Annotated in this window: 25 protein-coding genes; 13 read left to right on the forward strand and 12 right to left on the reverse strand. The window is 65.6% G+C overall.

The window, feature by feature from the left end; translation table 11 throughout:
* Positions 1-114: 114 nt before the first annotated feature.
* Both BST47_RS13890 and BST47_RS13895 read right to left on the reverse strand, forming a co-directional pair.
* Positions 115-1,605: an MFS transporter gene (locus BST47_RS13890; protein WP_083126183.1), complete on the reverse strand. Its 1,491-nt coding sequence runs from the start codon at positions 1,603-1,605 to the stop codon at positions 115-117.
* Between the two features lie 151 nt (positions 1,606-1,756).
* On the reverse strand, positions 1,757-2,917 hold the full coding sequence (locus BST47_RS13895; protein ID WP_083126094.1) for a beta-ketoacyl synthase N-terminal-like domain-containing protein: 1,161 nt from the start codon (positions 2,915-2,917) through the stop codon (positions 1,757-1,759).
* A 171-nt stretch (positions 2,918-3,088) separates the two neighbouring features.
* Here BST47_RS13895 and BST47_RS13900 point away from each other — a divergent pair, with 171 nt between their 5' ends.
* From BST47_RS13900 to BST47_RS13915, 4 genes are all read left to right on the forward strand, one after another.
* Positions 3,089-4,720, forward strand: coding sequence for a sensor domain-containing protein (locus tag BST47_RS13900; RefSeq protein WP_083126095.1), 1,632 nt, complete (start codon positions 3,089-3,091; stop codon positions 4,718-4,720).
* A 141-nt stretch (positions 4,721-4,861) separates the two neighbouring features.
* A complete protein-coding gene (locus BST47_RS13905) occupies positions 4,862-6,100 on the forward strand; it encodes an acyl-CoA dehydrogenase family protein (RefSeq protein ID WP_083126096.1) in 1,239 nt (412 codons plus the stop codon).
* A gap of 13 nt (positions 6,101-6,113) precedes the next feature.
* A complete protein-coding gene (locus BST47_RS13910) occupies positions 6,114-7,238 on the forward strand; it encodes an acyl-CoA dehydrogenase family protein (protein WP_083126097.1) in 1,125 nt (374 codons plus the stop codon).
* A gap of 73 nt (positions 7,239-7,311) precedes the next feature.
* Positions 7,312-8,208 (forward strand): DMT family transporter, encoded by an 897-nt coding sequence (locus tag BST47_RS13915; RefSeq protein ID WP_083126098.1) that lies wholly within the window; start codon positions 7,312-7,314, stop codon positions 8,206-8,208.
* Here the strand turns inward: BST47_RS13915 and BST47_RS13920 are convergent.
* Both BST47_RS13920 and BST47_RS13925 read right to left on the reverse strand, forming a co-directional pair.
* Entirely contained in the window at positions 8,205-8,831 is a 627-nt protein-coding gene (locus BST47_RS13920) for a TetR/AcrR family transcriptional regulator (RefSeq protein WP_083126099.1), read from the reverse strand. The genes BST47_RS13915 and BST47_RS13920 overlap by 4 nt on opposite strands.
* Positions 8,828-9,400, reverse strand: a complete 573-nt coding sequence (locus BST47_RS13925) for a TetR/AcrR family transcriptional regulator (RefSeq protein ID WP_083126100.1) — start codon at positions 9,398-9,400, stop codon at positions 8,828-8,830. The genes BST47_RS13920 and BST47_RS13925 overlap by 4 nt, the downstream gene beginning before the upstream one ends.
* Before the next feature lie 163 nt (positions 9,401-9,563).
* Here BST47_RS13925 and BST47_RS13930 point away from each other — a divergent pair, with 163 nt between their 5' ends.
* Positions 9,564-10,775, forward strand: coding sequence for a cytochrome P450 (locus tag BST47_RS13930; RefSeq protein WP_083126101.1), 1,212 nt, complete (start codon positions 9,564-9,566; stop codon positions 10,773-10,775).
* Between the two features lie 5 nt (positions 10,776-10,780).
* Here BST47_RS13930 and BST47_RS13935 read toward each other — a convergent pair whose 3' ends face one another.
* Both BST47_RS13935 and BST47_RS13940 read right to left on the reverse strand, forming a co-directional pair.
* Positions 10,781-11,869: an NAD(P)H-dependent amine dehydrogenase family protein gene (locus BST47_RS13935; RefSeq protein ID WP_107528956.1), complete on the reverse strand. Its 1,089-nt coding sequence runs from the start codon at positions 11,867-11,869 to the stop codon at positions 10,781-10,783.
* Positions 11,866-12,897, reverse strand: coding sequence for an aromatic ring-hydroxylating dioxygenase subunit alpha (locus BST47_RS13940; protein WP_083126185.1), 1,032 nt, complete (start codon positions 12,895-12,897; stop codon positions 11,866-11,868). Before BST47_RS13940 ends, BST47_RS13935 begins: the two co-directional genes overlap by 4 nt.
* Positions 12,898-12,971: 74 nt before the next feature.
* On the opposite strand from BST47_RS13940, the gene BST47_RS13945 reads away from it, so the two are divergent.
* On the forward strand, positions 12,972-13,889 hold the full coding sequence (locus tag BST47_RS13945; protein ID WP_083126102.1) for an NAD(P)H-dependent flavin oxidoreductase: 918 nt from the start codon (positions 12,972-12,974) through the stop codon (positions 13,887-13,889).
* Here BST47_RS13945 and BST47_RS13950 read toward each other — a convergent pair.
* Positions 13,886-14,992 carry a hypothetical protein gene (locus BST47_RS13950; RefSeq protein ID WP_083126103.1) on the reverse strand — a complete coding sequence of 369 codons (1,107 nt, stop codon included), beginning with the start codon at positions 14,990-14,992 and terminating at the stop codon, positions 13,886-13,888. The genes BST47_RS13945 and BST47_RS13950 overlap by 4 nt on opposite strands.
* A 768-nt stretch (positions 14,993-15,760) precedes the next feature.
* Between BST47_RS13950 and BST47_RS13960 the strand changes: the two genes are divergently transcribed.
* Positions 15,761-16,978, forward strand: coding sequence for an NAD(P)/FAD-dependent oxidoreductase (locus tag BST47_RS13960; protein WP_083126105.1), 1,218 nt, complete (start codon positions 15,761-15,763; stop codon positions 16,976-16,978).
* A gap of 6 nt (positions 16,979-16,984) precedes the next feature.
* Here the strand turns inward: BST47_RS13960 and BST47_RS13965 are convergent, their stop codons facing one another.
* Complete coding sequence (locus tag BST47_RS13965) at positions 16,985-17,251, reverse strand: YdeI/OmpD-associated family protein (protein WP_083126186.1); 267 nt, start codon at positions 17,249-17,251, stop codon at positions 16,985-16,987.
* 123 nt (positions 17,252-17,374) lie between these two features.
* Here BST47_RS13965 and BST47_RS13970 point away from each other — a divergent pair, with 123 nt between their 5' ends.
* From BST47_RS13970 to BST47_RS13985, 4 genes are read left to right on the forward strand one after another with little or no spacing between them, the layout of a single operon-like run.
* Positions 17,375-18,298 (forward strand): SPFH domain-containing protein, encoded by a 924-nt coding sequence (locus tag BST47_RS13970; protein WP_234809696.1) that lies wholly within the window; start codon positions 17,375-17,377, stop codon positions 18,296-18,298.
* A 51-nt stretch (positions 18,299-18,349) separates the two neighbouring features.
* Entirely contained in the window at positions 18,350-18,538 is a 189-nt protein-coding gene (locus BST47_RS13975) for a hypothetical protein (RefSeq protein WP_083126107.1), read from the forward strand.
* A 1-nt stretch (position 18,539) separates the two neighbouring features.
* Positions 18,540-19,019 carry a ribonuclease HI gene (rnhA, locus tag BST47_RS13980; RefSeq protein ID WP_083126108.1) on the forward strand — a complete coding sequence of 160 codons (480 nt, stop codon included), beginning with the start codon at positions 18,540-18,542 and terminating at the stop codon, positions 19,017-19,019.
* A gap of 12 nt (positions 19,020-19,031) precedes the next feature.
* On the forward strand, positions 19,032-20,021 hold the full coding sequence (locus BST47_RS13985) for a glycoside hydrolase family 6 protein (RefSeq protein ID WP_083126109.1): 990 nt from the start codon (positions 19,032-19,034) through the stop codon (positions 20,019-20,021).
* Positions 20,022-20,028: 7 nt separating this feature from the next.
* Here the strand turns inward: BST47_RS13985 and BST47_RS30490 are convergent, their stop codons facing one another.
* The 3 genes from BST47_RS30490 to BST47_RS13995 all read right to left on the reverse strand — a co-directional run bounded on the left by BST47_RS30490 (position 20,029) and on the right by BST47_RS13995 (position 22,178).
* Positions 20,029-20,208 carry a hypothetical protein gene (locus BST47_RS30490; protein WP_133056211.1) on the reverse strand — a complete coding sequence of 60 codons (180 nt, stop codon included), beginning with the start codon at positions 20,206-20,208 and terminating at the stop codon, positions 20,029-20,031.
* Positions 20,209-20,296: 88 nt separating this feature from the next.
* Positions 20,297-21,259, reverse strand: a complete 963-nt coding sequence (locus BST47_RS13990) for a hypothetical protein (protein ID WP_083126110.1) — start codon at positions 21,257-21,259, stop codon at positions 20,297-20,299.
* Positions 21,252-22,178 carry a hypothetical protein gene (locus BST47_RS13995; protein WP_083126187.1) on the reverse strand — a complete coding sequence of 309 codons (927 nt, stop codon included), beginning with the start codon at positions 22,176-22,178 and terminating at the stop codon, positions 21,252-21,254. The genes BST47_RS13990 and BST47_RS13995 overlap by 8 nt, the downstream gene beginning before the upstream one ends.
* Positions 22,179-22,469: 291 nt before the next feature.
* Between BST47_RS13995 and BST47_RS14000 the strand changes: the two genes are divergently transcribed.
* Both BST47_RS14000 and BST47_RS14005 read left to right on the forward strand, forming a co-directional pair.
* Positions 22,470-25,601, forward strand: a complete 3,132-nt coding sequence (locus tag BST47_RS14000; RefSeq protein ID WP_083126188.1) for an ATP-binding protein — start codon at positions 22,470-22,472, stop codon at positions 25,599-25,601.
* Positions 25,602-25,733: 132 nt separating this feature from the next.
* Entirely contained in the window at positions 25,734-26,003 is a 270-nt protein-coding gene (locus BST47_RS14005; protein WP_083126111.1) for a hypothetical protein, read from the forward strand.
* A 13-nt stretch (positions 26,004-26,016) separates the two neighbouring features.
* Here BST47_RS14005 and BST47_RS14010 read toward each other — a convergent pair whose 3' ends face one another.
* The gene (locus tag BST47_RS14010) at positions 26,017-26,817 is read right to left on the reverse strand and encodes a mycofactocin-coupled SDR family oxidoreductase (RefSeq protein ID WP_083126112.1); all 801 of its coding nucleotides are present in this window, start codon (positions 26,815-26,817) and stop codon (positions 26,017-26,019) included.
* Between the last annotated feature and the right edge of the window lie 153 nt (positions 26,818-26,970).

Here is a 26,970-nt window from a genome sequence, read left to right on the forward strand (position 1 = left end):
GGCACAAAGTCATCTCGTTGCTTGATTGTTCGAGCACCGTGAAAGTGCCAGTCCACCGACCGAGAGGTGGCACGATCAGCCGCTTGCCAGAAGGGCGCTCAGATATGCATTGGGTCATTTGTTGATCAATCGTCCGCTCCGCAAGATGATCCCCGTCAGAATCGCGCCGACGAGGAACAGCACGCTCGCTATGTGAAAGGCCACGGTGTACCCGTGGATGGCGCCGGTTGTCGCGACAGCGGGGGTGGGCGGTTGGTGGTGGTGGATGTAGCGATCCAGCACCGTGGTGAAGATCGTCGACAGGGCGGCGGTACCGACCGTTCCGCCGATTTGCTGACTGGTGTTGACCATCGCCGAGGCGACGCCGGCGTCCTCGGCGGCGACACCGCTCGTCGCGGTAGCCACCGCCGGTGAGAACGCCATCCCCATGCCGAGACCGAGCAGGATGATCGGGCCGAGGATGTCGCGGGTGTACGTCGCATCGACCGCGAGCCGGCCGAGCCAGGCCATGCCTGCCGCTGCCACGACCATGCCCGTCGGGATGATCGGACGCGGCCCGACGCGGCGCATCAACACCGTATTCGCCAATGCGGCGGCGAGCCCGATGCCGGCGGCCATCGGCAGGAAGGCGACACCGGTGGCGAGTGGGCTGTACATCAAGTCGCGCTGCATGAAATAGGTGAGGAACAGGAACGCCGCGAACATCGCGCAAAACGTGAGCGCAATCGTCAGGTAGGCCCCACCCCGGTTGCGATCCGCGACGATCTGAAGAGGTAGCAGCGGCGCTTGCACCCGCGTTTCGATGACGACGAAGGCCACGATCAGCACCGCCGACGAGGTGAGCAGGACGACGGTGAGCGGTGCGGTCCAGCCGTCCGACTCAGCCGTCGACAACCCGTACACCAGACAGAAGAGCCCGCCGCTCGCGGACACCGCGCCCGGCCAGTCGAGCCCGGCCCGGCGCGACCGCGGGGCGGCTCGCACGATGAAGAACGCGCCGACCGCGGCAGGCAACGCCAACGCCAGATTGATGTACAGGCACCACCGCCAGGACAGCCACTCCGTCACGGCGCCGCCGAGAAGCAGTCCGACGACAGCGCCGCTGGCCGCGATCGCGGAGAAGACGGCGAACGCCCTTGCGCGGTCTTCGGGTTCGGTGAACGTGATGTTGAGGGTGGACAGTGCCGCCGGGGCAAGGATGGCAGCGAAGACTCCCTGGCCCGCGCGCGCTGCAATCAGCATCGCGAACCCGCCGGCGGCGCCGCCGACAGCAGACGCCGCCGCGAATCCGAGCAGTCCGATGATCAGCGTGCGGCGAACGCCCACCCGGTCGGACAACCGGCCCCCGAGCAACAGCAGACTGCCGAAGGCCAGCGAGTAAGCCGTGATCACCCACTGCCGGCTCGCGACGTCGAATCCGAGTTCGTCTTGAGCCGACGGCAGAGCGATGTTCACGATGGTGATGTCGAGGACGACCATCAGCTGCGCCACCCCGATGACGCCCAACACCGACCACCGCCGAGTCGGAGCCGACGCGGCCGCCTGATCAGCCGCGCCCCGAGGCGGGCGCCACTCATCGCGACGGCCGGAAACTCGATGACTCATGTTCTCCCTGTCGGCCGGCGGCGCAGGTACCCAGACATCAACACCCATCGGGCGACTGAACTCGCCTGCCCCGGATCGCCCGTACACCGAAGCCGGGCAGGCCGCAGCCTACGGGCAATCAGGGGGTCCACAATGTTGATTCGGAAACTAATCAGGCGGCCGGTGCGAGTACCACCGCCGAGTTGTGTCCGCCCATGCCCAGCGACGTTTTCAGTGTCAGCGCACCGGGTTTCAGAGGGGTGGGCCCATCCAGCAGTCGCGGGTGACCGGGAGCCACGGTCGGCGGCGCAGGAACGGTTCCGTGCTCATAGCCGAGTGCGGCCGCGGCGAGCTCGACGGCCGCCGCAGCGCCCTGGCAGTGCCCGACCATCTGCTTGATCGAGTAGATGCCCGGCGTGCCGTGCAGCACCTCATCGACGATTCCGGCCTCTGCGGTGTCGCATTGCTGGGTGCCGGGTCCGTGAGCGTTCAGATAGGAGATCTCGTCGGTCGACGTGTTCGCCGCACTCAACGCGTTGCGGACACACTGGTCGATGTACGTCCGAGCAGGGTCGACCGACGTCAGGTGGTGAGCGTCGTGGGACATGTCGCCACCGAGCATTTGTGCATAGGGTCGGTCGGCGCCTCTGGACAGGACGAACGAAATCGCGGCTTCGCCCGCCGGAAAACCTCGGCTGCCCTCCTGGAACGGGCGGCACGCTTCGAGCGGTTCGACGTCAACGACGCCGACGCCGAGGCGTACGAAATGTTCCACGTTCTCCGGCGTCAGCGACAGGTCCGTGGATACGAACACCACATCGTCGACGAAGCCGCTGTCCAGCCACATCTTCGCGGTGATCAACCCGGCGTTGCCCGACGAGCACATCGCCGAGACGTTCATCGCGGGCCCGTGGAAGTCGTATTCCTGCATCAACATCGACACCGGCGTGGACGGCATCAGGGTGAGGTAGTCGCGAATTCTGCGATGGGCCGCGTCCTTGAGGTAGAAATCGCGCCACCCCTCGACCTCGGAGATCACGACGGCGTGCAGCAGCCCAACCCTGCGCCCGGGCACCCAGCCCCGCTCGAATGCGTCGGTCACGGCTTCGCGAGCGGCCCCTCGCATGGCCCGGGAAAACCTGCTGAGCCCGTCGAGCGGATCACCCTCGTCGGCGATCTGCGCCACCCAGGCGTCCTCATCGCCACTCGAGCCGAACCCACCGACCAATTTCGCGGCAGGCTTGCCGCTGAGCAGGCCGGTCCACAGCGGCTCCGCGCCCCAGCCATAGCCCGTTACTGCACCGATCCCGGTGATGTTCATCGGTCCTACCATGATTTATCGCCCTTCTGTTTGGCCATTGCTGAGAAAGTTCCCCTTACAATTAACGCCTATTCCGCCGGAGTTGACCAGGCAAAATGTCACGCATGGGACAGTGGGAGCAGTGACGACGCACACGGTTGAGCTGCGCGAACCACCAGCTAACTTCGGATCGAGGAGCCGTCGATGACGGCCGGTGACGACGACGCGGGCACAACCGACGCGTCGTCTCTACCGCTCGATCCGGTCGAAGAGCGCTTCCGACGGCTGTTGGAACACAGCCCCGACCCCATGTGCGTCCACGCCGAAGGGCGTGTGGTCTACGTGAATCCCGCCGGCCTCAGGGGGATCGCCGCCAAGAGCGCTGATGACCTCGTGGGGCGCATGATCACGGATTTCGTCCATCCCGACTCCATCGCACCGATGCTCGGCCGCATTGCCTCACTGCACCGGGAGGGTGACAGCACGCCCGCCGCGGAAGCGGTGATGCTGCGCCTGGACGGCAGCCCGGTGGACGCCGAGGTGGTGTCGGTGCTGACGAGCTGGGACGGCAAACCTGCCTACCAAGTGATCTTCCGCGACCTGACGATCGAGAAGGCCGCCGAGGCCACCCTGCGATATCAGGCCGCACTCGTAACTCACGCCACGGACGCAATCATCGCGACGACGTTAGCTGGGGCGATCACCACCTGGAATCCGGCGGCCGAAGCCATTTACGGCAGGTCAGCGGCGGACGCCCTGGACCTCCCGATCAACGAGGCGGTCGGCGCCGCCGTCGATCCGGCCGCAATCGTCGCCGACGGCGGCGTCCAGCACTCGATTCACTACTCTGCGGACGGCACGGCGCTCATCGTTCGGGTCGCAGCCGCGGCGATGGACGACGGTTACGTCCTCGTCTGCTCTGACCAGACGGCCCTGCGACGAGCCGAGCGCAGATTTCAGACCGTCGTGGACTCACTCGTCGAAGGCGTGGTGGTGCTCGACGCGGACGGCCAGCCGGAGTGGATCAACCCCGCCGCGCGCCGCATCCTCGGCTTGCCGTTCAGCGGCAAGTTGCCCCACTACGCAGACCTCTCGGAGGCATTCCCGCTGTATGACGCCGAAGGCCACGAGCTCGAGGATTGGCATCCGTTCTTCGTGAGGTCACTGACCACCGGTGTCGTGCCTCGGCACGTAGTCGTCGGCTTCGACCGGCCGGACGGCGCGCGTCGCTGGCTTTCCGTCAGCTCCCGCCTGCTCGACCCGGCCGAGACCGGCCAGCAGGCGCTGCTCGCGTCGTTCACAGATGTCACCGACCAGCGCGATGCGCAACTTCAGCTCAAACACCAAGCTCATCACGACTCCCTCACCGGGCTCCCGAACCGCGCATATGCCGAGGCGCAGGCGACCCAGGCGCTGCAGGCCGACCCACCCACGCTGGCGGCGGTGATGTTCATCGATCTCGACAACATCAAAACCGTCAACGATGCGTTCGGCCATTACGCGGGCGACGCCGTGATCAAGACTGCGGCGCAGCGGTTGCGAGCCACCCTGCGCTCCGAGGACTTGATCGCCCGCCACGGTGGAGACGAGTTCGTCGCACTGCTTTTCGGCAACCCCGACTACTCAGCGCTGGAACGCCTTGCCGAGCGACTGCATGCCGCCCTTGCCGCACCGTTGGATGTCGCCGGCATCGCGTGCAGCCTCACCGCGAGTATCGGCGTGACCCAGGTGGCTCCTGAGGATTCGCGTGACGCGGCAGAGATTCTGCGCGACGCCGACGCCGCGATGTACAAGGCCAAGGTCTACCGCGCCACCACGCACTTCATGTCGCCCTGAAGCGCACCACCACTTGCATCCCACTTAACTAACTAGGTTTACTCTGTCTCACGGGCGAACGTGGGTTACCCGCACGCCCCGAGGTGATAGGCGTGCGGGTAACCCACGTTCGCGCAACGATCTGCAGACAGGGGATCAACCATGGACCTCACGTGGTCGTCGGCCGATGTGGCTTTTCGCGACGAAGTACGCGAATTTCTCGACGACAAGCTGACACCGGAACTGCGCCGCGCCGGTCGCCTGATGACGAGCGTCTACGCCGATCACGAAGCGAGCATGGAGTGGCAGAGCATTCTCCACGAACGTGGTTGGGCGGCACCCGCGTGGCCCGTCGAGCATGGCGGGTGCGACTGGACCCTGACCCAGCACTACATCTTCAGCAGAGAATCCCAGCTGGCCGGAGCGCCGTCGCTGTCTCCGATGGGCATCCGCATGGTCGCGCACGCGCTGGTCAAGTTCGGCACGGAGAAGCAGAAGGACTTCTTTTTGCCCCGCATCCTGACCGGCGAGGTGTTCTTCTGCCAGGGCTATTCCGAACCCGAAGCCGGCTCCGATCTGGCGGCGCTGTCGATGGCCGCCGTCATGGATGAATCGGCCGGCGACCTCATATGCACGGGAAGCAAGATCTGGACGACCCACGCCCGCGAGGCGAACTGGATGTTCGCGTTGGTGCGGACCTCGAAGGCCCAGAAGAAACAGCAGGGCATCACGTTCGTCCTCATCGACATGACGACGCCGGGCATCCAGATCCGCCCTCTCGTCATGACCTCCGGCGAGGAGGTGCAGAACCAGGTCTTCTTCGACGAGGTTCGGGTGCCCAAGGCCAATGTGCTCGGCAAGATCGACGACGGCTGGACCGTCGCGAAGTACCTGCTGGAGTTCGAGCGCGGTGGCGGAGCGTCATCGCCGGCGCTGCAGGTGATGGCCGACGAGATCGCCTCCGTCGCCGCCGATCAGCCCGGTCCCGCCGGCGGGCACCTGTTGGACGACCCCGCCTTCGCGCGGAAGCTCGCCGACGCCCGAATCCGTACCGAAGTTCTGGAGATTCTCGAGTACCGGGTGCTCGCCGCGGTCGCCGAGGGCAGGAATCCGGGCGTGGCGTCGTCGATGCTCAAGGTGATCGCCACCGAGTTGAGTCAGGCGCTGACCGAGCTCGCGATGGAAGCGGCCGGCCCACGCGGACGGGTGTACCAACCACACGCGACCTGTCCCGGCGGCCCGGTGACCGAATACGAGGCCCCCGCCGACGATTACATCAGCGGCGACGAGTGGCAGGCGGTCGCGCCGCTGCGCTATCTCAACGATCGCGCCGGCTCGATCTACGCGGGCAGCAACGAGATTCAGCGCAACATCCTGGCCAAAGCGGCTCTCGGACTTTGATAGGCGGCATCACATGGACTTCAACCTGAGCAAGGAACAGGAACTGCTGCGCGACGGTCTCGGCAAGTTCCTGGCGACGCGATACGACCTCGAGAAGAGCCGCGCCGCGGCGAAGACGGGCCCCGGCTGGCAGCCCGACATCTGGAGTGGCTTCGCCAATGAACTCGGCATCCTAGGCGCCGCACTGCCCGAGGATGTCGGCGGCATCGGCGGCGGCCCGGTCGAGATCATGGTGATCGCTGAGGCGCTCGGGCACGCGCTGGTGGTGGAGCCCTATGTGGACACCGTAGTGGTCGCGGGCGGATTGCTGCAGCGCGCGGGCGGTCCCGTCGCGACGTCGCTGCTCGAGAAGATCGTGGAAGGCAATGCGGTCGTCGCGCTGGCAGCGGCCGAAGCATCGTCGGGCGAGAACTGGCAGGACGTGTCCACGATCGCAGAGCGCGACGGCGACGGGTGGGTTCTTCGAGGGTCGAAGATCGTCGCGATGAGCGCGCCGTTGGCGACCCACCTGCTCGTGACCGCCCGTACCGATGACGGCTTGTCGTTGTTCGTCGTCGATCTGGACGGGGCGACCACCGGTATCGAGACGCACCCGTATCGCACCGTAGACGATCGCCGCGCCGCCGACATCGTCTTCGACGGGCTGGCGCTGCCCGGCGACGCGTTGCTCGGCGAGGAAGGTCAGGCCTGGCCGTCGATCGCCACATCGCGTGACGAAGGCGCCGTGGCGGTCTGCTCAGAAGCGGTCGGCTGCATGCGAAAGGTGTTGGCCGATACCGTCGAATACGCCAAGCAGCGCCATCAGTTCGGACAGCCGATCGGCAGCTTTCAGGCGCTGCAGCATCGGATGGTCGACATGTACATGGAACTCGAGCAGGCCGTCGCTGCCGTCTACCTCGCGGTCCTCAAGCTCGATTCCGAACCCGACGTCCGTGCCCGAGCGGTATCGGCGGCCAAGGCCACAATCGGGCGCGCCGCTCGCTTCATCGGTCAACAGGCGGTGCAGCTCCACGGCGGTATGGGTATGACGGAGGAACTGGCGATCGGCCACTACTTCAAGCGGTTGACCGCGGTCCAGTTCGAGTTCGGTTCGACGGACTATCACGTCGGCCGGTATGCGGAGCTGACGCGGGCCTGACCCTGCGAATTCGGCGCGCGCATCAACCCTCACGGTCGGTATGCGCGCCGAATCCGCAACGTAGGGTGGCTGCGTGAGCTCGCGCGGATGGATCCTGTTCCTCGCGATGAGCATCATCTGGGGTATCCCCTACCTGCTGATCAAGATCGCGGTCGATGGCGTGTCGGTACCGGTACTGGTGTTCACCCGCGTCGCCGTCGGCGCCGCGGTCCTGCTTCCGCTGGCCATGTCGCGACGGACGGTGACCATCGTGCGCGACCATTGGAAGGCGCTGCTGGGATTCGCTTTCTTTGAAATCATCGCCGCGTGGTGGCTGCTGTCGGACGCCGAACGTCACCTCACCAGTTCGATGACCGGTCTTCTCATCGCCGCGGCTCCGATCATCGCCGCGGTGCTGGACCGTCTCACCGGCGGCGAGCGACTCGGCGCCAAACGCATCCTCGGCCTCGCCGTCGGCATTGTCGGTGTCGCGGTTCTCGCGGGGCCGCACATCGGCGGGAGCACGTGGCCGATCATCGAGGTGCTATTGGTGGCGACGTGTTACGCGATCGCACCGCTGATCGCCGCGCGCCACCTGGCCGACGTGCCGGCACTGCCGATGACTGCAGTGTGTCTCGGCTTCGCGGCACTGGTGTATGCGGTGCCGGCCGCAGTCACCTGGCCATCTGAAATGCCGTCCACTCAAGTGCTTTTGGCACTCGCCGGGCTCGCCGTGATCTGCACGGCGTTGGCGTTCATGGTGTTCTTCGCCCTGATCCGCGAGGTTGGGGCGGCTCGGGCGCTGGTATTCACCTACATCAATCCGGCAGTGGCCTTGGCGGCCGGGGTGATCGTGCTGAACGAACCGCTCACGCCGTGGAACGTCGCTGCCCTGGTGCTCATCCTCGTCGGTTGCGTGCTCGCCACCCACCGCCGCGCGGCAGCGCCGGCCGGTGCCGCGACCGAGCCGACACAGGCCGCACCGCGCTAACCTCTGCGTGCCTCGTCGACGTACGCCGTGATCGCATCGGTCAACGCACGTAGTTCACGGCTGACGTCGACAGGGTCCGGCACCGCCATGGTGGCCACCATGGTGCCCATCAACGTGGTCCACACGAGATTGCCGACCGCATCTGCGCGCTCGGGCTCGAGTCCCTCGGCGACATAACGACCGAGGCCGGTGAGCGTCGCGAACAGATCCAGCAGATGACGTTGATCGACATCCGCCCGGCTGGCCCTCGTCGCGATCAGAATCTCCAGTGCCGCAATCGATGTCGGACTCAAGAATGCGTCCGCGACGGTGTTGACCAGAAGTTCGGTCCTCGCGCGTCCGATGTGTGAGCCCAGTTTCGGCTCGACCTCTCGCAATTTCGCCAGCAACTCGCTGAAGCCACTGTCGACGACGGCCATCAGCAGACCGTCGCGGTCACCGAAGTGGTACTGAATCACTCCCCACGTGACACCGGCGCGCTCGGTGATGTGTTTGGCACTCGCAGCGCCGAATCCCTCCTCGAGGACGCAGTGCACGGTCTCGTCGATGACCATCGCCCGCGTGCGGTCCGCGCGAACCTGCTTGCCGTTGGCGGGACGACGCGGCGTGACGTTGGAGGTCATGGTTGTCCAGATGTTACGGCGGCCGAATCGAAGGCCGGCGAGACAAAGCGCTGCACCATCTGGCGTTCGACCACGGCGTCGTCCACGGGCCAGTACATCAGCGCCAGCACGATGCGGACGATCCACTGCGCGGCTTGCGGATCGTCCTCGGTCAGGCCGTTGATGTCACGGGCGAACCGCGCGACCACGGGAGAGTCAGTGAACAACCTGATCTCCTGAGCCTTCACCGAGGACATCATCAGGCGTCCGAGTGGATCCGACCGAATCTCTTTCAGGGCCACCGAGATCGCCGTGACGATTCGGTCGGAGCCGGTGAGGTGGTCGACGGACTCGCGGACCGTGGTGATGATCCGGTGTGCGACGCGGATGAGTACGGCCTCACGAATCTCGGCCTTGCCGCCCGCGTGGCGATAGATCGTCGCGCGGGAGCAGTGAACCCGCGCGGCCAAAGCGTCGATGTCGAGCGCCTCCATGCCGTGATGCGCGATCAACTCGGTGGCGGCGTCGTAGATGCGCTCGGCAGCCAAGGTTCCGCGATCACCGCCGACCAGCCAGTCGCTGCGAGTCATAAGCCCGATGATCTCACCCTGAGACGAAGAGGAGAATATTTCTCACGATTTGCACTGGTCGGCGCCTAGATGTGAGACAGCCTCCGCAATACGGTCCGAACTGCACGTTTCGACTTCGCTTGGGCCCGTTGACGCTGACCACGTCCCCGTACAGCCTTGAGGAATGACGGTGCAAGACCTGGGGCTCGCGTTGTTCGATGACGAGTTCATCCAGGATCCCTATCCGCTGTACGCCCGTATGCATGCCGACGGCCCGGTGCATCAGATCGGCGCATCCGGGTTTCACGCGGTGTGCACCTGGGATGCGGTCAGCGAAGCCATCGGCCGACCCGAGGACTTCTCGTCGAACCTCACCGCAACCATGACGTACCAGAACGGCGAGGTCGGCATGTTCCCCATGGGCGAACTCGGGGGCGACATCCAAGCGTTGGCCACGGCGGACGACCCCTCTCATGCCGCGCACCGGAAGCTGTTGTTGCCGCAGTTGGCGGGGAGGCGAATCAGGGCACTGGAAGCATTCGTCGCCGAAACCGAAGATCACCTGTGGCACGAGGGCGTGCAGAGCGGCGGCATCGAATGGATGTCTGCGATGGCGAACAGGCTGCCGATGATGATCGTGACGCGCCTCATCGGCGTGCCGGATCTCGACACCGAACAGCTGATGCGGTTAGGGTACGCGAGCACGAAAGTGGTTGAGGGGCTTGTCGACCAGGAGGAGCTCGCCGCGGCGGGTGTCGCCGTGATGGAACTCGCCGGCTATATCAACGAACACTTTCAGCGGGCGGCGAACGACCCACGGGACAACCTGCTCGGTGATCTCGCAACCGCTCGCGCGACAGGCGAATTGAGCGACCTCACAGCGCTGAACATCATGGCCACCCTCTTCAGCGCCGGCGGCGAATCAACCGCGTCGTTGATCGGCTCTGCTGCCTACGTGCTCGCCACCCGGCCCGACATCCAGGAGCAGGTGCGCGACAATCCCGACCTGATGGCCGCATTCCTCGAGGAAGTGCTGCGCTACGAGCCCCCATTCAGGGGTCACTACCGCCACGTGGTCAACGACACGACGCTGGCCGGCGTCGACCTGGCCGCGGGGTCACGCCTCGTGTTGTTATGGGGCGCAGCCAACAGGGACCCGGCACATTTCGACGATCCCAACACCTTTCGGCTCGACCGCCCGGGGGGCAAGGGCCACATCGCGTTCGGGAAGGGCGCCCACTTCTGCGTCGGGGCCGCGCTCGCCCGACTCGAAGCCAGAATCGTCATCGGTCAGCTTCTCGAACGCACCTCGCACATCGTGGCCGCCGATACGGGCCGGTGGTTACCGAGCCTTCTGGTGCGTCGTCTGGACAGGCTGAAACTCAGCGTGGCTTGAGACGGTTACAACTTGAAGCGGCCCGCGAACCCGCGCAACGGGAGATCGGCGCTCGTCACCAGCCCAGGCGGCGCATCGACCACGGACGTGATCGCACTCAAGGCGGGCATTCCGGTCACCGTCATACCGATCGACGCGAAGTTCGCCGGATCGGACAGGTCCACTCCGGGCTTCGGGAAGATCATGTGCTTGTTGTACACACACGGATCGCCCTTGATCTGTGTGATGTAGCAGCCCTTGATATCCCAGCTCGGGTCCGTGTGCGGAGTCATCTGCCACTCCAGATGCGTCTCGACTCTGGGCACGCCGTCGACCATGCCCTGATACTTGATGTAGTTGCCGCCGAGCGAACCCTTCGGCAGCACGTACCAGCCCAGATCGACATCCTTGGTGCACGCCCCGAGCTCGAAGCTGAACTCGACCCCGTCAAGTGTCAGACCGAAGCAGTCGGCCATCATCAGGACACTGTCCGCGAATACGCGGGTGTACCTCTCCAACTTGCCCGGAATGCTCGGATCGTCCACGGGCAGGCCGTAGCCGACCTCGATCCAGGTGTCCTTCGAGTGGTGACACGACACGTCGACCGACTCGATCGTCGTGACGTTCTCGATCTCGGCGACGTCGGCCGAGCACACGACTCCCAGGATCTGGTTCAGGCCCGGATTCATCCCGGTGCCGTAGAAGGTAGAACCGCCCTTCTCGCATGCCTCCCGAAGCAGTTGCGAGACAGGCTTACCCGACGGATGCGGATGGTTGGTGTCGCGGTGCCAGCCGGTGATCCAGTCCGCGGTGGTGACGATGTTGATGCCGGCCTCGAGGATCTTGACGTAGAGATCCTCGTCGGGGAAGACGCCGTGGAAGGTCAGGACATCGGGCTTGGCGGCGACGATCTCCTCGATCGACCCCGTCGCCGTCACCCCGTTGGGCGCCAGCCCGGCGAGCTCGCCGGCGTCCTTCCCGACCTTTTCCGGTGAGTAGCAGTGCACACCGATCAGTTCGAGGTCGGGCCGGTCGGCGATCCGCTTGATCATCTCGCTGCCGACGTTGCCCGTCGCGACCTGAAACACGCGGATCGGCTTGCGATTTGCGCTCAATTCTCATGCCCTCTCTTCGCTGCGTAAACTTCGGCGGCGCTGCCACCTATACCGTCGGGATAGAACTGTTTGGCCCAATTGCGAATGGCCGTGAAGCCCTGCTGCTCCGACCCGGCCAGCGCCGGCGGGTCCGAATAGCGTTGGTGCTTCCAGATATCGATGTCCTGGGCGAACTGCCGGATCACTTCCTGTCCGAATTCGCGAGCCTTCATCTCGGCGCGTTCCGGATTTCGTGTCGGTTGCCGACCGATGTACACCATGAACCGGACGTCGGATGTCCGGTCGTCGACAGGTGTAACGGCTGAGATGGTCCTATTGTCGATCATCCCAAAGCTTTTCGTCACCGCGATGCCAAGACCACCGTTGATCGCCTCGACCCTGCTTTCGATGTCTTCGATGCGCTGCTGCTCGTCGCCTTCAAAGGTGATCGTGAAATCGACGTAGGACACCGCGTCGTCGAAATCATGCCGGGTGAAGATCGGCACGATCGGAGTCTCGTGCACGAACTTGAAATGCGCGAAGTCGACACCGTTCTCCAGCACGTACTGCGGATGCATCTCCAGGGCTTCGCGGTACAACCGCTGCTGCGGGTAGTAGCCGTCAGCACTGCTGCCGTCGTTGAAACTCTCGAAAACGTCGGGAGCCTCGAAGAACGGGTCGCGGCGTTCGACGTCGTGCCAGATGTAGACGGCCTCGTTACGCTCCACGGACGGATAGGTGCGGATGCGGCGCCCCCGGTTGGGCCGGTCCTCGTAGGGGATGCACACGTTGCGGCCCTCGTGGTTCCACTGCCAGCCGTGGAACGGGCATTGGATGACCTCGCCCTCGACGTGACCACCGTGACCGAGGTGCGCGCCGAGGTGCTCGCAGTATGCGTCCATCACGGTGAGCTGGCCGGACTCGGCTCGCCACGCGACCATCTCGGTGCCGAAGTACGTCATCCGGTGCACGTCGCCGATCTTGATCTCGTCAGACCACGCAACTTGGAACCAGCCGGTCGGTTTCATCGACAGGGGTGGCTTGGCCATGCGAAAAATCATAAAGCACTCAATGTAAAAAGGCGACAGCGGCTGCCTGCCCGCTCAGCGCGGTTAAATGGTCCGTGCCCAATCGAGTGCAGACCCTTCTCGGCGTTGACTATCCCGTCGTTCAGGCCCCCATGACTTACATCGCGCGCGCGGAATTGGCCGCAGCGGTCTCAGAGGCCGGCGGGTTGGGGATGATCGAGACCTTGACTCCAGAGGGCCGTGCGGACCTCATGAGGGTGCGCACGCTGACGGACCGGCCCGTCGCGGCCAACCTGATGATCCAGGGCTGGAAGGGTGACCCCTCGATCGTCGAAACGCTCACCGCGGCGGGTGTGCGGCACGTGTTCACCTCCGCGGGTGATCCCGCGTTGTTCACGGCGAGACTGCACGACGCCGGCATGACGGTGGTGCACGTCGTCGGATCGCTGCGCGCGGCTCGCAAGGCGGTCGACGCCGGAGTCGACGCCTTGGTCGTCGAGGGTGTCGAGGGCGGCGGCTTCAAATCCGCGCTGGGAGCCTCGACGATGGTGCTGCTCCCCCTGGTCGCGGCCCATGTCGATTTGCCGATCATCGCCGCGGGCGGGATGTGCGACTCGCAGTCCGCCGCGGCGTCGTTGGTCCTGGGCGCGGAAGGCGTTCAGATGGGCACGCGGATGCTGGCGAGCCGGGAATCGTTGGTGCACATGAACTTCAAGGATGCGATCGTGGCCGCCAATGACGCGGGCACAGTATTGCTCGACATTCCGGGCAACCCGACGATGCGTGTCCTCCGCACGGGCCTGGCCGCACGTGTGGCCGAGCATGATCCGAACGCCAAGCTGCTCGGCAAGGTGACCGAACTCTACTTCGGCGGCGATATGGAAGCCAGCGTCGCGAACACCGGTCAGGTGTCTTCGCGCATCGCCGATCTTCTTCCGGTGGCCGACATCGTCCGCCAGACGTGGGTCGAGATCGAAAAGGTGTTTGACGCGGCGCGATCCCGCGTCGGCTAGGCGACGCTCTCGAGGAGGCGCGGTCCGGTTGCCGCCGTCGCGCGGACAGCCGGTGTCGTGCGCGCCGCGTCGCCCCGCGTCGTCCGAGTGTGAAGCGCGATCAGCGAACCCGACCGGACGATTCCCATCGGACCCGGGCCTGCAAACCGTGCGATCCCCGATGTCCGCAACGCCAGACCGGCCTTCGCCTGCCGATAGCCGACGCGGATACCCGCGGCGCACACGATCAGCAGACCACCGAGACCCGGTACGGCGATGGCGGCGAGCGCCGTCAACGACGCAGGCACCAGAACCGAGCTGACCACGTGATCGAGGAACGATGTGGTCGCGGGGGTGACGCCCGACGGGGCCGGGGCCAGGCCGGACAGCGTCAGATCGTTCTTCAGGCCGGCCGCGGGAGCGCTTCCGAGGTTGGCCGCACGAATCGCGGGGCCGAAGAGCGGTGCGCCGACGGTTGCGACCGGGAGTTGGGCCTGCGACACAGGCCCGAGGAGCGGGACGTCAACAGGTGTGCGCACGGTCGTCACGACAGTGCCGCTCGCACCGATCATCGGCGGCTGGACATCGCCAGGATCAACCCCGAGCAACGTGACCAGGTTTCCGGGCACCTTGGCGACCTCGACGATGGCTCCGACCACGCCGCCGGCCATCAGTGAAAGCCCCTCGATGACGTCGAGGAGCGGTGTCTCGGACGTCGGCACTTGTGCGAGCGTGAAAATGCCCTGCCCAAGTCCCCGCGCAAGGGTGACCGCCGCGTTCGTAAAGGGCACAGCGACGGCATTCGAGATCGGATCCAGCTCGCGGTCCGTCAGCCCGACAGCGAAGGTCTTCTCCTTCTCCGCGCCAGAGGTTGCGGGCGCGTACTCATCGTTTTCGGTCATTTTCGCCGACTCGGCGGCGGAGTTCGATCCCGACGATGGGCTGTGCTCAACACCGGACGGTGTCAGCACTTGCGTCAGCCCTTGCACGATTGCGCCCGGGGTGATGCCGACCTCGTCGAGATCCAACACAGCGATGGTGACGGGGTCCGGATCTTCTTCGGTCTTGGTGGATGTGTTCGTCTGTGCTTGGACCGTCGAGGTGGGTCCGTTTCCGTTGGTCACGCTCGTGGTCGTCGTTCCCGTGCCGACGGTGGTGACCTTGTTCTCGACCGCGTCGGTCTCGGTGGGCTGACTGCCGACGGTGCTGGTTGGACCTGTGGAGGTGGCTGTGGTCGTGGCGTCACCTGTGGTGGTACCGGGGTTGCCGGCGGCAGCACCACCCGTGTCAGTCTGATCGGCGAAGGCGATTGCCCCGCCACTGCTGCAGACGAGGAGGCCGATCGAAAGCGCGCAGGCACCCGCTGCATTGCGCAGATGAGTGGTGACGATGATGACCTCCGTTCAGCAAAACCGCATGCTGATTCCGCAGGACATTGTCGCACATAGATGCCTATGTGAACTAGAAATCTGGCGCCGGGAAAGTGGCCCCGTCTCGGCGCATCGCGCCTGCGTATGGGCGCTGTATCAGCGCCCAGCGTCGCGGTCGTCGGGCGTCGCCGTGCAATCCGAAAAGTCGGCCCGTACTGCCCGACCCCACAACCAGCGGTTTTTCCGTTTGACCAGGCAATCGGCAGCCGTCAAGATCACCCGTCGGATCTTCGCCAGACGACGCACGCGAACGCTCGAATGGCAGCGCCGCTTCCGTCGAATATTTCGCAAATCGGCCACCTGCGGTTTCGGCAGGCAGCCGTACATACCCAGAGGTGCGGCCCGCAATTCAAGATCGATAATGATTGGGCAGGCGTCGGCGCCATTCCCCGCTCAAGAATTGCGCCCGGCGAGCAAACTCCCGCACTTGTCAGGCCGTCGCTGGGCCTAGACGATTGTGCGGTGCCGCGAACTTCACGCGTTCTCGTTCTCGGGTCCGGGTTCGCCGGGCTGTGGGCCGCGCTCGGAGCGGCTCGACGACTCGACGAGCTCGGCGCTTCGCGGGAAGCGGCCGAAGTCACGGTCGTCAGTTCGCAACCGTTCCACGACATCCGGGTCCGCAACTACGAGGCCGATCTCAGCGCATGCCGAATCCCGTTGCAGGACTTGCTTGATCCGGTCGGCATCGGCTACCTCACCGCCGAGGTGACCGGAATCGACCCGGCCCGGGCCACCGTGAGTACCGCAGATGGCACGACGTTGAGCTACGACCGTCTGGTGTTCGCGCTTGGCAGCAGAGTAGCCAAGCCCGGCTTGCCCGGCCTGGACGAATTCGGCTACGACGTCGACACCTATGACGGTGCGATGAGGCTGCAGGCTCACATCCGTGGTCTCACCGACCGCGCAGCGGACCCCGCGAGCGCCACCGCGGTTGTCGTCGGCGCCGGACTCACAGGTATCGAGACCGCGTGTGAACTGCCCCGGATGCTCTCGCACGCGCTCGGCCCCGAGGCCACACCCCGGGTGATCCTCATCGATCGCAACCCTCATGTCGGATCGGACATGGGTGAGTCGGCTCGCCCGGTGATCGAGGACGCGTTGGCCGCCAACCATGTCGACACATTGACGCGGGTCGGCGTCACCGCCGTCGACGAGCGGAGTGTCACCTTGTCGTCCGGGGAGGTGCTCCCCGCGGCGACGGTCGTGTGGTGCGCGGGCATGCGGGCCAATCCGTTGACGGCGCAATTCGGGGTGGAATGCGACCGGCTGGGGCGACTTCCGGTCGACGACTACCTGAGGGTCAAGGGTGTCGACGGGGTGTTCGCGGCAGGCGATGTGGCCGCGGCGCGCATGGACGACGAACACATGTCGGTGATGTCGTGTCAGCACGGGCGACCGATGGGACGATACGCAGGTTACAACGTGATCGGCAATCTGCTCGGTGCGCCGATGCTGTCGCTGCGAATCCCTTGGTACGTAACCGTTCTCGACCTCGGTCCGGCCGGCGCGGTATACACCGAGGGCTGGGATCGCAAAGTCGTCAGCACCGGCGCGGAAGCCAAGGCGACCAAGCAGGTGATCAACGGTGAACGCATCTACCCCCCGCTTACCGGCGACCGCGCCGCACTCCTCGCCGCGGCCGCGCCGGCGTTGCAGGGGGCCCCAGCCTACGGCGATTGACGTCCGCTACTTGCCGTTGCGCTCGCGATGCTTGCACCCCGGCCAGCAGCACGGTCTGCGCTGCCCCTCTTCGAGTTCCTCCTGGGTGCGACGAATGCGGCGGTCCCGGGTCTTCTCCTGCTTGGCGTCCTCGACCCAGCAGATGAACTCATTGCGCGCCAACGGCGTGATGTCCTTCCACGCCGCCAGCGCCGTGTCGTTGGTGATCAGCGCCTGGCGCAGATCGGAGGGCAGCTTGTGCACCACCCCGCCGGGCACCCGCTGGCTACTCATGTCGCCACGATATCGAAGATCACGCTGAGACAGCTTGATCGCGCCAGTACAGTTCTGACGAGTCTTGTCAGGCAGCAGTGCCAGCGCGCGTACCGGCGCCGCACCTACAGCCATGAACGAAAGGTGAACACCGTGAAGAAATCTGCTGTGGCCCTTGGGATTTCCATGGCTCTGCTGTCCGGCTGCTCGTACGCCAGCGTAGGAGCCGGCGAGCAGGCCGTCGTCGTCGATGGCTACTGGATGATCCCTACCGACCCGGTGGTGAAGGGATGCATCGAACCAGAAAACTCGCAGAACGAGATCACCAACCACGTCTACCGCTACCCGGCACGCCAGATCTCCTGGGACGCGACGGGCGATCCCGGCTCCGAGCGGGGACCTTATGTCGTGGTGTCCAACGCCAAAGCGCCGGCGGACATGAACGTCCCGGTGGTGGTGACGTTCGATCTGACCTCGGACTGCGAAAAACTCAAGCAGTTCCACCGCGACTTCGGCACCAAATACAACGGCTGGCTCAACGACGACGGCACGGTCAGCGACGGCTGGGTCGAACTGCTGAACTACGTGATTGGACAACCGTTGCAGGACACGCTCAATGGGGTGGCGCAGAAGTACACATGGCAGCAGATATGGAACGACGAGCAAGCGCGAACCGAATTTCGCAATGCACTCCTCAAATCGCTGCCGAACGCCAGTAAAGCCCGCACCAACGGCGTCGACTTCTTCACCAACTTCCAGGTGACTGTGCTCAAGCCGACGCCGGTCAACCCGGAGCTGAAGGCGGCGATCGAACGCGAGCAAGCCGCGATTCAGAACGCGCAGGCCACTCAGGCGCAGGGTGTCGCCGAAGCCAACGCGAAAAAGGCCAAGGCGGAAGCGGATCTGGCCGCCGCCGTGGCAGAGACCAAAGTGGCCGAACAGGAGGCGCTGAAGCGCGCCGCCGAGGTCAAGGGCTACCCGTCGGTCGATGACTACCTGCGGGCCGAGGCCATCAAGCAGGGGCTCAACCCGTACCAGCCGACCTACGTCGTTCCCCAGGCAGGCTGACGCCGCGCGTCGCGCAGTGAAATCGCCTCACGGAGTGCATATCCTCGGCGCATGGTCGACGCATCGGATCGCGGACCGGTGTTCGACGGTCTGAACCTCGGCCGGCCTGCGACCGGCGCCCTGATCGACGCCGGTTACCGCACGGTGGCGGATCTGCCTGCCGATCTCGACGACCTGCTGGCCCTCCATGGCGTCGGACCGAAAGCTGTGCGTCTGCTCCGCCAGGCACGGGCGCGCTGACATGTACGACTCGACCGACTCCATCAACGACCCGGTGGTCATCCACACCGATGGTGGGTGCCGGCCCAATCCGGGCCCCGGCGGCTGGGGGGCGGTGCTGCGCCACCGTCAGCACGTCCGGGAGATGTGTGGCGGTGAGCCCAACGTCACGAGTAACAACCGAATGGAACTGACCGCGCCGATCATGGCGCTGGAGGCACTCACCCGACCCGTGATCGTGCACCTCTACACCGACAGCACCTACGTCCGGAACGGCATCACCAAATGGGTCCTCGGCTGGGAACGGAACGGCTGGATGACCGCGGCGAAGCAGCCGGTGAAGAACGTCGATCTCTGGCAACGGCTGCAGACAGCGTGCGCGCGGCACCGCGTCGAGTGGTTCTGGGTGAAGGGGCATGCCGGTGTCGCCGACAACGAACTGGCCGACCAGCTGGCCGCTCGGGGGATGCACGAGGCGATGACCCGGAGCGTGGTCTGCTAATTTCCTCGCGTGATGTCCTCAGCTGCGCACGCAGTCGCACGGTTGTTCTTGCTGGCGGTTGCCGCCGTTGCCGGCATCGGTCTTCTCGCTGATCCGGTCAGTCAGACCCCGTCGGTGCGGCTGACCAGTGACGCGAACCCATTGGTCGGGGCGCCGTTCTACGTGAACCCGAATTCGGCGGCGATGCGCGCGGCGAACGCGGCCGAACCCCCGGACCCGCAGCTGAGAGCCGTCGCCGACACGCCACAGGCGTACTGGCTCGTCCCGGGCTCGTCGGCATCGACGGTCGCCAAGTACACCGGTGACGCGGCGGCTGCCGGCGCCATCCCGGTGTTCGCGATTTACGGAATCCCCCACCGCGACTGCGGCAGCTTCGCTGCCGGCGGCATGGGGTCGGGCGATGCCTACCGTGGGTGGATCGACGGGATCGCAGCCCAGATCGGCGGGGCGCGGGCGGCGATCGTCCTCGAACCCGATGCGCTCGCGATGGCCGACTGCCTGTCGGACGATCAGCGCCAGGAACGCTACGACTTGATTCGGTATGCGGTCGACTCACTGACACGCAATCCGGCCGCAGCCGTGTACGTCGATGCGGGCCACTTACGTTGGCACAGTCCGGAAGAGATGGCGTCGCGGCTCGGCCAGGCCGGTGTCGAACGGGCCCGGGGCTTCAGCCTGAACGTCGCGAACTTCTTCACCACCGAGGAGGAAATCGGTTACGGCGAAGCCATTTCAGGCCTCACCGGAGGCAAGAATTACGTCATCGACACGTCGCGCAACGGCAACGGAGCCGCGCCGGACTCGCCGCTGCACTGGTGCAACCCCAGCGGCCGCGCACTCGGAGTGCCGCCCACCACCGCGACCGCCGGTCCGCACGCCGACGCCTACCTGTGGATCAAGCGTCCCGGGGAATCCGACGGCAGCTGCGACAAGGGCGATCCGCCTGCGGGCACGTTCGTGAACTCGTACGTCATCGAGCTAGCCAGTAACGCAGGTCGTTAGGTCAGGGTCACGCGCGGGCGTTGCGCCGTCCGGCGGCCTCTTGCCACGCGCGATGAACCGGGCAGTCGTCGAACCAACATGACGGTCCGCGACGTGACTCCGCGCCGGACCCGACGGTGACCACCCGAAAGTACGTCGGGTGCCCGCGGTCGCATTGGTCGCCTGTGTAGTCGTTCCGCCTCGCCACGTCCACCTCCTCAGCACTGCGCCCGCTGTGTCGGGCCGTGCAGTCACACGCAATACCCGGCGCGGGGGCGGACAAACATCCGTCTCGATCACTGCGACGCGGGTGTCGTTTCGGCTGCGGTGTCGGGCGTACTGGAGACGAGTAACCATACGAGAGTGGCCAATCCGGTGAAGATGGCCTGCACCGCGATCAGGAAGGCCACGTACTCGTGCCAGGTGGAGAGCACGTCATCACAACCTTGGCCGTCCCAGGGCAGCGTCGACAGCGCCCCGATGAGGCCGACGGCCAACACCGTCACCGTGGCCGCAGTCGCCGCGCGCGGGCCGGCGTCGGTCAGCGTCCGGCGGAAGTAGTTGAACTCGATTCCGAGGGTCAGGAGGAGCACCGGCAGGACGCCGACGATCTGCTGGAAAAACACCGGACTGATCGCGCCCTCGCACAGCTGAGACAGCACCGCCATCTGTTGCGAGACGTCCATTTCCGCGACGAGTTCTGCGGTCGCGGCATCAAGTGTTCGCACGGTGGCGACGTTGAAGTAGTCGACGTACGCGCTCGCGGCGAGGTAGCAGAGGTAGGTACCCAGCACCAATGGGACGATCGCGCGGACCCGCTGCCAATCCGTGGGCAGGGCCACCCGGCGCGCCGTGCTGAACAGCGTGAGCGGATCGGAGTTCAGCGAGGCCGCCGTCGTCCAGCCCATCGCTACCGCATACAGGGTCGCGGTCACCACGTCGACCTGAATCGAATGCAGCGGGAATAGACGAAACACGTCGACACCCAGCAGCACGACGACACCGGTCCACCACCAGCCCCAAAGCCGCGACCCGTCGCCGTCGCCGCTGGCGATCACGCGCTTCATCAGTCCGACCGAACCCAACACCGCGGCATCGACGGCGATCACCGCGACTCGCCATCCTGTCTGCCCACCGCCGCCGATGACGGGAAACAGCCCCGACACGACCTGCTCGCTGTAGGAGAACGCGAACAACATGAGGAAGACGACCCCGAACACCGCGCGGTCGCGCCGCTGGCGCGTGGCGAGCTCAGACACGATTGGCCTCCGACGGGATGCGTTGATCGGGAGCGCTGACCACGAGTAGCCACAGCAGCGTCGCCAACCCCGTAGCGATGCCCTGAACCGCGACGACAAACGTCAGATACTCGTGCCAGTACCCGAGCACGCCGCCACAGCCACTGCCCGCCCACGGCAGCGTCGACACTGCCAACAGCAGCCCAATCGCCATCACGGCGACCGTCGCCGCCGCGGCTGCGCGCTGGGCGGGCTCGTCGAGAGCGCGCCGGAAGAAGTTGAACTCCACGCCAATGGTGAGCATTAGCAAGGGGATAACGGCGACGACCTGCTGGAAGAACGCGGGACTGACGGCGCCCTCACACAGCGTCGCGAACGCTCCAAGCTGCTCGGCCAATGGCATGGCGGCGACTTCGGCCTCCATCTCCGCGTCCAGGACACGCACCGTGTCCAGGTCGAAGAAGTCGTCGAACGCCGTGGCTGCGACATAGCCGGCGATGGTCCCGAGCACGAGCGGAACCACGGCGCGTACGCGCGCCCAATCCGTCGGCGCCGCGGCACGTCTGCCCGCGCTTAACAATGTGAGCGGATCTCCGTTGAGCGCCACCATCATGAGCAGCCCCATGAGGATCGCCAATCCCACCGAAGACGCCAGGTCGATCCACAGCGGGTGTTCGTCGGGCAGCAGAACCAACAAGACGTCGATACACACGACGGCGGAAAACGCCGTCCACCACCACCGCCACAAACGCGGCGAGTCGCCTTCCGCACGCCCGATGGCACCCTTCAACAGACCCACGAGGCTCAGCACCGCCACATCGAATCCGACCAACCCCACTAGCCAAGACACGACGTCGTCGCGGCCGGCCGCCTCCAGAACGGCGAAGACGTAGTCCTCGCTGTAGGAAAAGCCGAACAGCAACAGAAAGACCACTGCCATCACCGCGCGATCGCGGCGATGCCGCGTCAGGACGTCGAAGTGTTCGGCACCTGGTGCAGCGTCCGGTTCGGCGTCCAACCGCACCACCCACCAATCACCTTCGGGGAGGGCGGAGACGACCTCCGGTCCAACTCACGCTAGTCCCATCAGTGCGCTCTCCCTTGGGTTTAGACGTATTGGCAGACATCGCTGACCAGCGGTGACACGATTACTGATGTGGACGCCAGCCCGGATGGCAGCGGTGGACCAACCGCCACGAAGGTCATCTGCGGTTCCTGTGGCGCGCATTCCATGGGCAAGTTCTGCACCGAGTGCGGAACGCGACTACTGCCCGTTGCCGCGTCCGCCGAGTACAAGCAGGTCACCGTGCTCTTCGCTGATGTGGTGCGTTCGATGGATATCGCGGCCGCGTTGGACATAGAGCGTTTGCGTGAGGTCATGACCGCACTGATGGAACGTTCGGCGGACGTGGCACGCCGGTACGGCGGCGGGACCGTGGAGCACGCCGGCGACGGCTTGATGGTCCTCTTCGGCGCTCCGGTTGCGTTGGAAGACCACGCCTTTCGCGCGTGTCTTGCGGCCCTGGCGATCCAGGAAGAAGCCAACGGACTTGCCGCAGAGGTGCAGCGCCGCGACGGCGTGACATTGCAGGTACGCGTGGGGCTGAACTCGGGCCGGGTGATTGCGGGTGAGATCGGTTCGGGGACATCGCGATACGCCGCGACAGGTGAGACCGTGGGGTTCGCGCACAGGATGGAGTCGGCGGCGCCTGCTGGCGCGGTGATGCTTTCAGAGGCGACCGCGCGTTTGGTGGAACACGCCGTGATGCTGGCCGACCCGGAATGGCTGGACATCAAAGGCTCCGATGCCCCGGTGCGCGGCCGCCGTCTGCTTTCGATAGGCACGCGAGATGGCATCGTCGGCCGCACCGAGGCGGGCCTGGTCGGGCGGCACCCGGAAATGGCTGCGCTCGACGCGATGCTCGAGCGTGCGGGTGGCCGGCAGGGCGGCGTGGTGAATGTGGTTGGACCACCGGGTATCGGCAAGAGCCGGCTGGCCCGAGAGGCGGGGGTGTTGGCGACCGCTCGCGGCGCGGAGGTGGTGTGGGGGTTCTGCGAGTCACACGCTCGCGACGTCCCGTTCCACGCCGTCACCAGGCTGCTACGGGCGAGCAGCGGCGTGGCCGACCTCGACGACCGAGCCGCCCGCGCCAGAGTTCGACAGCAGAGTCCCGATGCTGACCCGCACGATCTTCTCCTGCTCGATGACCTGCTAGGCATCGCCGACCCGAATGTAACTGTCCCCCAGACAGAACCGGATGTGCGGCGACGCCGGTTGACTGCGCTGATCAATGATCGCGCGCTCGCTCGCGGCAAACCGACGCTGTTCATCATCGAAGATGTGCACTGGATTGATGCGGTCAGTGAGGCCATGTTGGTCGACTTTCTGGCCGTGATCCCGCGCACGGCATCGGTGGTGCTGATCACCGCACGCCCCGACTACCAGGGCGCGCTGCTGAGCATATTGGGCGCGCAAACAATCACGCTTGCCCCACTGGGAAATTCGGATATCACCACACTCTTGAACGAGCTGCTGGGGACAGACCCTTCGGTCGGCGGGCTGACGGCGGTCATCGCGGAACGCGCGGCGGGCAATCCGTTCTTCGCCGAGGAGATGGTGCGGGAGCTGGTGCAGCGGGGGACGCTGACCGGTGAAGCGGGTGACTATGTCTGTCGGGCGGATGTCGCCGAGGTAACGGTTCCGGACACCGTGCAGGCGGCGATCGCCGCGCGCATCGACCGGCTGAGCATCCCGGCCAGGCGGACGTTACACGCAGCGGCCGTGATCGGAGTCCGCTTCGAAGCGGAACTGCTTGCCGCGCTTGGGATCGACGCGGTGTTCGACGAACTACTCGGTGCCGAGCTGATCGATCAGGCGCGGCTGAACCCGAGCGTCGAGTACACGTACCGGCATCCCCTCATCCGCGCGGTGGCCTATGAATCACAGCTGAATTCCGATCGCGCTCAGTGGCATCGGCGCCTGGCCGCCGCGATTGGCGAGCGTGCGCCGGAGTCGTTGGAGGAGAACGCAGCGCTGATCGCAGAACATCTGGAATCCGCAGGCGACCTGGCGGCGTCCTATGACTGGCAGATGCGTGCCGGTGCCTGGTCGACCAATCGCGATCTGGTCGCCGCACGGCTGAGTTGGGAGCGAGCGTGCCGCATAGCCGATGCGCTGCCCGACGACAGCGAGCTGCTGTCGATGCGTATCGCGCCGCGCACGATGCTCTGCGCGACCGACTGGCAAGCCCGGGAAGTCCAGGACAGTCGGAGCCGCTTTGCGGAGCTGCAGGATTTGTGCGCCGCCGCAGGGGACAAGATCTCGCTCGCCATCGCGATGACGGGTCTGGCCACCGAGCTGCTCTACGCCGGACGCCTGCGAGAGGCGGCGCAACTGTCATCTGAGCAGATGGCGATGCTCGAGCCGTTGGACGACCCCACCCCCGCGATGGGATTGGCGCCCATCGCCTTCTGCAACTGGCTCGGTGTCTTGCAATTCGGCGAGATCGCGCGGTGGTCGCAGACCATCGTGGACCTGGCGGCCGGCGATCCAGTCAAGGGTGCCGGCTACGGCCTGGGATCGCCGCTGGCGATCGGGTTGGCGTGGCGCGGCGCTGCCCGGTGGTGGCGCGGCCTTCCCGGATGGCGCGACGACCTGCACGACGCCGTCGCGATGGCACAACGCAGCAACCCGGAAACCCACTCCGAGGCGATCGCCTGGACTTACGGTTTCGCGGTGCAGTACGGGGTGCTGCGGGCCGACGATCCCGTGGTGCGCGCCGGTGAGGACGCGGTACAGCGGGCCCTCGGGGCCAGCAACTATCGCGCGTTGGGGTTGGCCGCGTACGCGTTGGCTGTGGGGCTGTTGAACCGGGACGACGCGGCCGACCGTCGCCGCGGACTGGAGTGGATGATGCGGGCCCGTGAATTATGGTCGCGCAAGCATGTCAAATTCCTCCTTCCGGTCACCGATATCTGGGCCGCGCGTGAAACAGCCACGCACGGCGACCATGACACCGCGATACAGGAGATGCGCCAAGCCGTCGACGACATGCGCGAGGGCTACCTGTTCTATCGCGTATGGGGCACCGGTGTTCTCGTGGAGACCCTGCTGGAGCGTGGCGACGACGGCGACCGGGCCGAAGCGCTCGAGTTGGTCGACTGGGTGTCGAACCTGGCGGCCGATGGCGGTTCGGTGATGCTGGACCTCATACTGCTGCGGTTACGCGCGCTGATGGCCCGCTCAGACGGCGACGAACCTGCCTACCGCGAGTTGGTAGGCAGGTATGGCGCGATGGCGGAATCGCTTGGCTTCGACGGACATGTCGCGTGGGCCGAGGAACTGACCCAACGTCGTCAGTGAACTCGCGCGCTGCAATCGAGACCACGCCGGAAGCGTGTCCTGAATCACGGTCACGAACGCGCTGCCGGTGGTGTCTTAACTGGTGAAGGCCGTCGGCGATGATGCCCTGGCCCCCCAACCGGAGGTTCACCCATGGAAGTCAACAACGACCGCGGCATGCCGCCGACAGCGACGGGGATGCGCGTGATCGTGTTGCTGCTGGTATCGATTTGCCTCAGCATCGCACTCGGATTGGCGATGCTGATCGCGGCGCTCACACCTGCATCGGTCGCCGCCCCGTCGCCAATGCAGTCCGCGCCGTGCGGTATTGCCGTCCTCTGGCCCCAGAATCTCACGTCCAGTGCCGTCTGCCCCGTCGCGATCTCGTCATCGACGTGCTGCACGCGCCTGCCCATTGGATAACGGACAACGCACGTCAGTGAATTCGAGCGCTGCCGCCGAGGCCGATTTCGAGCACGCTGCCGGTGACGACGCCCGGATCTGTGACCAGATAGAGCAATCCGTGACTCACGTCCTCCGGTTCAATCCAGGGCTGCGGTATCGGATTCGCCCTCATCATCCGTTGGACCAATTCGTCGGGAACATCGTCCGCGCCGACTGGCTGCACCATCGGCGTGTGCACCGTGGTGGGGCAGATGACATTGACGGTGATGCCCTCCTTGGCGACTTCCAACGCCAATGACTTCGCGAGCCCGATGACTCCCCATTTGGTGGCGTTGTACGGCGCCAGTTCCGGGATGCCCATTCGGCCACCCATCGATGAGGTGACGACGATCCGGCCGAACCGCTGCCGTCGCATCACCGGAATGGCGGCCCGCAGCGTGTGGAACACGCCCGTCAGGTTGGTGTCCACGAGTTGGTGCCAGATCTCGTCGGTCACGTCTTGCAGCGGTCCGGTGCTCACGACGCCGGCGTTCGCCACCACGATGTCGAGACTTCCGAAGCTGCTCACGGTTTCTTCGACGGCGGCGCTCACTGCGGCGGGATCCCGCACGTCCATCACGATCGGAAGACAGGCGGAGCCGAGCTCCCCGACCAGATTGGCCGTGTCACGGAGGTCGTCTCCGGTGCCTAGTGGATAGGTCAAGTTCATCGGCCGGGGCGCATCGGCGACTACGACGGTCGCCCCTTCGGCGGCCAATGCCAACGCGTGCGCGCGCCCCTGCCCACGCGCGCCGCCGGTGATCAGAGCGACACGGCCGTCCAGCACACCCATACCGTCAGCTCACCGTCTCGTTGACCGGGTCGACGAAAACTGGTTTCGCTCCGAACATCCCGGCAATTGCGACGGCGAGAATCTGCACCCGAGCTCTGTCTTCGCTCACACGTCGCAACTTACCCCGACGTCGCGCCGACAACGATTCCGCGC

Origin of the sequence: Mycolicibacterium tusciae, from assembly GCF_002086795.1 — a bacterium.
In the GTDB taxonomy this organism is placed as follows: domain Bacteria; phylum Actinomycetota; class Actinomycetes; order Mycobacteriales; family Mycobacteriaceae; genus Mycobacterium; species Mycobacterium tusciae.

Excerpts from the sequence above, each read along its gene's own strand:
- BST47_RS13985 (WP_083126109.1), top strand. The coding sequence starts at position 19,032 with ATGTCCTCAGCTGCGCACGCAGTCGCACGGTTGTTCTTGCTGGCGGTT.
- BST47_RS13905 (WP_083126096.1), top strand. The coding sequence starts at position 4,862 with ATGGACCTCACGTGGTCGTCGGCCGATGTGGCTTTTCGCGACGAAGTA.
- BST47_RS13995 (WP_083126187.1), bottom strand. The coding sequence starts at position 22,178 with ATGGCAGTGGTCTTTCTGTTGCTGTTCGGCTTTTCCTACAGCGAGGAC.
- BST47_RS14010 (WP_083126112.1), bottom strand. The coding sequence starts at position 26,817 with ATGGGTGTGCTGGACGGCCGTGTCGCTCTGATCACCGGCGGCGCGCGT.
- BST47_RS13975 (WP_083126107.1), top strand. The coding sequence starts at position 18,350 with ATGGTCGACGCATCGGATCGCGGACCGGTGTTCGACGGTCTGAACCTC.
- BST47_RS13965 (WP_083126186.1), bottom strand. The coding sequence starts at position 17,251 with ATGAGTAGCCAGCGGGTGCCCGGCGGGGTGGTGCACAAGCTGCCCTCC.
- BST47_RS14005 (WP_083126111.1), top strand. The coding sequence starts at position 25,734 with ATGGAAGTCAACAACGACCGCGGCATGCCGCCGACAGCGACGGGGATG.
- BST47_RS13925 (WP_083126100.1), bottom strand. The coding sequence starts at position 9,400 with ATGACTCGCAGCGACTGGCTGGTCGGCGGTGATCGCGGAACCTTGGCT.
- BST47_RS13890 (WP_083126183.1), bottom strand. The coding sequence starts at position 1,605 with ATGAGTCATCGAGTTTCCGGCCGTCGCGATGAGTGGCGCCCGCCTCGG.
- rnhA (WP_083126108.1), top strand. The coding sequence starts at position 18,540 with ATGTACGACTCGACCGACTCCATCAACGACCCGGTGGTCATCCACACC.
- BST47_RS13900 (WP_083126095.1), top strand. The coding sequence starts at position 3,089 with ATGACGGCCGGTGACGACGACGCGGGCACAACCGACGCGTCGTCTCTA.
- BST47_RS13940 (WP_083126185.1), bottom strand. The coding sequence starts at position 12,897 with ATGGCCAAGCCACCCCTGTCGATGAAACCGACCGGCTGGTTCCAAGTT.
- BST47_RS13920 (WP_083126099.1), bottom strand. The coding sequence starts at position 8,831 with ATGACCTCCAACGTCACGCCGCGTCGTCCCGCCAACGGCAAGCAGGTT.
- BST47_RS13930 (WP_083126101.1), top strand. The coding sequence starts at position 9,564 with ATGACGGTGCAAGACCTGGGGCTCGCGTTGTTCGATGACGAGTTCATC.
- BST47_RS14000 (WP_083126188.1), top strand. The coding sequence starts at position 22,470 with ATGGGCAAGTTCTGCACCGAGTGCGGAACGCGACTACTGCCCGTTGCC.
- BST47_RS13910 (WP_083126097.1), top strand. The coding sequence starts at position 6,114 with ATGGACTTCAACCTGAGCAAGGAACAGGAACTGCTGCGCGACGGTCTC.
- BST47_RS13895 (WP_083126094.1), bottom strand. The coding sequence starts at position 2,917 with ATGGTAGGACCGATGAACATCACCGGGATCGGTGCAGTAACGGGCTAT.